This window comes from Streptomyces sp. YIM 98790 (assembly GCF_011421595.1).
Taxonomy (GTDB): Bacteria; Actinomycetota; Actinomycetes; order Streptomycetales; family Streptomycetaceae; genus Streptomyces.
The window spans coordinates 1-4299 of sequence record NZ_WTLH01000309.1 but is presented as its reverse complement, the minus strand read 5'-3'; the positions used below and the strand labels follow the sequence as shown (position 1 = coordinate 4299).

At 77.0% G+C, this 4299-nt stretch carries 2 protein-coding genes and 1 pseudogene; all 3 read right to left on the bottom strand.

From position 1 onward, the window contains the following. Nucleotides 1–1640, bottom strand: a pseudogene (locus GQS09_RS27225) (hypothetical protein); the annotation flags it as partial. Nucleotides 1641–1738: 98 nt separating this feature from the next. Continuing rightward, complete coding sequence (locus tag GQS09_RS27220) at nucleotides 1739–2656, bottom strand: hypothetical protein (protein ID WP_243761851.1); 918 nt, start codon at nucleotides 2654–2656, stop codon at nucleotides 1739–1741. Then, nucleotides 2653–4203 carry a hypothetical protein gene (locus GQS09_RS27215; protein WP_313896368.1) on the bottom strand — a complete coding sequence of 517 codons (1551 nt, stop codon included), beginning with the start codon at nucleotides 4201–4203 and terminating at the stop codon, nucleotides 2653–2655. The genes GQS09_RS27220 and GQS09_RS27215 overlap by 4 nt, the downstream gene beginning before the upstream one ends. Nucleotides 4204–4299: the final 96 nt, after the last annotated feature.

Here is a 4299-nt window from a genome sequence, read left to right as displayed (position 1 = left end):
GCGCCGGCGGCCAGGGCGGCCCGGGCCGGGTCGGTGCCGGTGGCGGCGTCCAGCCAGCCGGCCCGGACGGCCTCGGCGGTCTCCTGCTCGACCTCGTCGAGCCGCTGCCGCAGGTGGCCGGCCTCGCTGCGGGCGCGCTGCGCCTCGGTGGCGGCGGCGGTGGCCTCCCGGCGGGCGGTCTCGGCGGCGGTCTGGCAGGCGGCGGAGCGCTCCTCGTGCCCGGCAGCGGTGTCCTCGCTCTGCCCCGCCGCGGCGTGCAGCGCGCGGACCAGGGCGGCCGCGGCGCGGCGGCGGGCGGCCAGGGCGGGGGCGGCATCGCGCTCCGCCTCCTGGATGGCGGCGGCGACCCGGGTGGCGCGGTCGGCGGCGGCCCGGTGCTGGAGCACCGTCTCGGCGGCCTGCCAGGAGGCGTACAGGGTGCGGGCCTCGGTGAGCTCGCGACGCTGGGCGGCGGCGGCCTTCTCGGCGGCGGCCAGGGCCAGGGAGGCGTGCCGGTAGGCGAGTTCGGCCGCGGTGCGGCCGGCGCGGGACCGGGCGTCCTCGGCGGCGGCGACGGCGCGGGCGGCACCGGCGGCGCGGACGGCCAGGGCGGCGGCGCGGTCCCGCTCCTGTCCGGCGCGGGCGGAGAGCCGGCGGGCCAGGGCGCGGGTCCGGCGCTCGGCGCCGGCGTGCACGGCGCGGGTGCGGTCCCGGGCCGCGGCGGCCTCGGTGACCCGGCCCAGCAGGTCCAGCGAGCCGGCGGTGAAGTCCCGTTCGGCGGTGAGCTCGGCACGGCGGCCGAGTTTGTGCGCGAAGCCGTGCACCAGGTCGGCCAGGCCGTCGGTGTCCCGGGTGTCGGTGACGGCGCGCAGCAGCAGGTCGGTGAAGTCGGCGTCGTTCCGGACCGAGAAGAGACCGGCGGCCTCGCCCTCGTCGGCGTTCATCTCCCGCTGGTAGCGGAAGAGTTCCGGGTCCAGGCCGAGCTGTTCCAGGTGCTCCTTCCAGCGTTCGTGGATCTCCTCCCAGACCACGTCCAGATGGGGGTACGCCTTGCCGGTCTCGGTGAGGGCGTCCCGGAAGCCCTTCATGGTGCGCCGGCGGCCGCGGGCGCCGGAGCTGCCCTCGGGGGAGCCGTCGGAGCCGGGGGCCGGGCGGGGCGGCAGCACGGTGGTCTCGGAGACCGGCAGGGTGTCCAGGGTCATGCCGGGGCCGGGGCGGAAGGAGTACCAGGCCTCGGCGAACCTGCGCGGGTCGGCGGAGATCTGCCGCCCCCGCCATTCGCTGACCTTGCCGACCACCACCAGCTCGCCGGTGAGGGTGTGCTGCCATTCCAGGGCGACATGGCCGGTGTCGTCGGCCAGCAGGAACTTGCGCAGCACGCCGCTGCTGGCGCCGCCGAGGGTGTTGCGGTGGCCGGGCAGCATCACCGAGAAGATGAGTTTGAGCAGCACGGACTTGCCGCCGCCGTTCTCCAGGAAGAGCACGCCGGCGGGGGCGGGGCGCAGCGGCGGGCCGGCGGGCTCCTCCTCGAAGAAGTCCGCCTGCACCGGGGCCGGCCGGGGCACCGGCTCGCCGACTCCGCGCAGATCCAGCACGGTGTCCGCGTAGCGGGCACCGGCCGGTCCGATGGAGTAGAGGCGGACCCGGGACAGCTCGTACATGGCAGGACTCTCGCTCGGCGCTGGTGGTCTGGACGGCGGACGGACGGGGACGGACGGGGACGGACGGGGACGGACGGGGAGCGGCGCGCGGGCGGCGGTCAGGCCGGGAAGGGAAGGCCGGACTCGGCGACCGGGTCGTCCTCCCCGGACGGCAGCAGGGTGGCGCTGCCGTCGCCGACGGGCACCACGCCCAGCTCCAGGAGTTCGGTCATGGCGGCGGTGCCGGCCAGGTCCCGCACCTGGAGCTGGTAGCGGGCGGTGGTGCGGTAGGCGCCGCCGCCCTCGTCGCCGGTGCGCTGGAGGAAGCCGGAGTCGGTGAGGAAGGACACCGCCTTGGCGACGATGCCGGTGGTGGAGGCGGCCAGCCGGCGGGCGTCCTTGGTGGCGCCGGTGGCGCTGCGCCGGGCGTAGACCCGCCAGGCCGCCTCCAGGCCGGGGGCGTCGCTGCTGGGGTCGGTGTTCTCGCCCTGCTGCGCGGCCCGCTCCTCCAGCCGTCGGCAGGCCTGGCGGACGAAGGATTCCACGCCGTTGACCGTGATCCGCCCGAGGTAGCCGTCGTCGGCCAGGTCCTCGGGGCGGGGGAAGGCCATGGCGGCGACGGCCAGGTGGGCCAGGCCGTGCAGGAAGCGGTCGGCGGAGTCGGCGGACGCGCGGCGGGAGTAGTCGCCCATGCGGACCGCGAAGACCGAGTCCTCGCCGGCCGCGACGGCCATCCCGGCCCGGGTGGAGACCTCCAGCACGACCAGGCCGAGGCCGGTGGCCACGGCGTCGGCGAGCCGGGCGAAGGGCGGGTCCTCCAGACAGCGGCGCAGCAGGGCCGCGTAGTCGGGGTCGCGGGCGGGCGGCAGCTTGGGCTGGAGGCCGAAGGCGACCAGCCGGGCGGCGTCCGCGGCGTCCGCCGGGGTGACCGTGCCGCCGGTCCCTCTCGTGCCCCCGGTGCTTCCGGTGCTTCCGGCGCCGCCGGTCGGGTCCGGCACCCGGTCGGCGGCGCGCTCGGGGGTGGACTGGTCGGTCATGGCTGCGGCTCCTCGGGACGTCCGGCGCGGGCGGTGGCCATGGCCGCGGTGTCCAGCAGGGCGGTGCCGACGATCAGATCGGCGCCGCCGAACTGCGGATCGGCCAGCTCGGTGCCGTCGTCCACGGCGAACAGCAGCCGGGACTCGCCCTGGCGGTAGGCGGTGCCGACCGGCGGGCTGGCCGCGTGCACGGCCATCAGGGCCACCAGATGGGGCAGGTCGGGATCGCGCCGCCGGGCCTCGGCGAGCAGCCCGGAGAGCCTGCGCGGGGCGTCCGGCGGCAGGGTGAGCAGCTCGGTGGCGACGGCGAGCTGCTCGTCGGTGAAGCGGCTGTCGTCCGGGGTGGCGACCAGGTCCGGCTCGGGCAGCTCGGCACCGAGATGCTCGCGCGGCGCGGGCGGGGTGAGCAGCAGCTCGGTGAGGTCGGCCAGGCGGACCGCGCCGGGGCTGCGATGCCCGGCGCCGCGGGCGAAGAAGGCGTCGGTGACCCGGCCGGCCTGCTCGACGGGCAGGGACAGCAGCGGGGCCAGCAGCTGGCCGTACAGGTCCAGGCCGGCCCGGCCGGAGGGCGGGGCGAAGGCCTGCCGGTCCTGTTCGGCGCGGAACAGCGGGCCGGCCTCCAGCAGCCGGGCCTGGAGCCGGGTGTGGCGGCGGATGCAGTCCTGGACGATGTCCACCAGCTCGGCGGCGCGCAGCTTGTGCTCCGGGTCCTCGGCCTCGTCCCGCGCGCGGCGGATGTTGGTGAGGATGGCGTTCTCGTGCCGGTAGCGGTCGGCGATGTGCTCCAGGGCCTCGTCGATCAGGTCGGGGACGGTGCGCAGCCAGTCGACCGCGCGGACGTTGCGCCGGGTGGTCTCCAGGGCGCGGCGCAGCGTCTCGGAGTACTGCACGGTGCGGTAGCGCGCCTGCTCGGCGGCGAGCTGGGCGTCGGCCAGCCGGCCGCGGCTGATCAGTACGTCCAGCTTGACCTCGGCCGCGATCTGGGCACTGGTGACGTCTGTGTCGAGGGCGCCGACCAGGACGTTGACCGCTTCGTCGGTGGTGCGCAGATAGACCCCGCCGCCGGGGCCGGGCACCTCCTCGATGAGTTTGAAGTCGTAGTCCCGGCGGACGTAGGAGCCGTCGGCGGCGAAGGTGCCGTAGACGGCGCGGAAGCCGCGGTCCACGCTGCCGACGTTGATCAGGCTCTCCAGCACCCAGCGGGCGACCCGCTCGTGCTCGGCGGCGGCGCGCTGCGGTGCCTGCGCGGCGACCCGGGGCAGCAGCCTGGTGACGACCTGCTCGTGCTCCGCGCCGGTGTCGAAGTCCATGGCGAGGGTGACCAGGTCGATGGCGGCCAGGGCGACCTCGGCCATGGCGTAGACGCCGTACTCGCCGGCCAGATTGGCCTTGCGGGCGTCCAGGTCGTGCAGGGGGGCGGTGCAGGCCAGGGCGCGCAGCCGGCGGGCCAGTCCTTCGTCGGCCGCGGGTCCCGGGGCAGTGCGCGGACCGCCCGCGGGCCGGGGCCCGGGGACGGTGCTGCCGGTGGCCGGAACGTGCGTGGTCACGACGGAAAGAGTAGGCGGTGCCACCGACAGCACCGGTGTCCGGCCCGGCCGGCGGCGGCCCGCGCCCGGCCGCCGGGGCCGGGCGCGGGCCGGTCA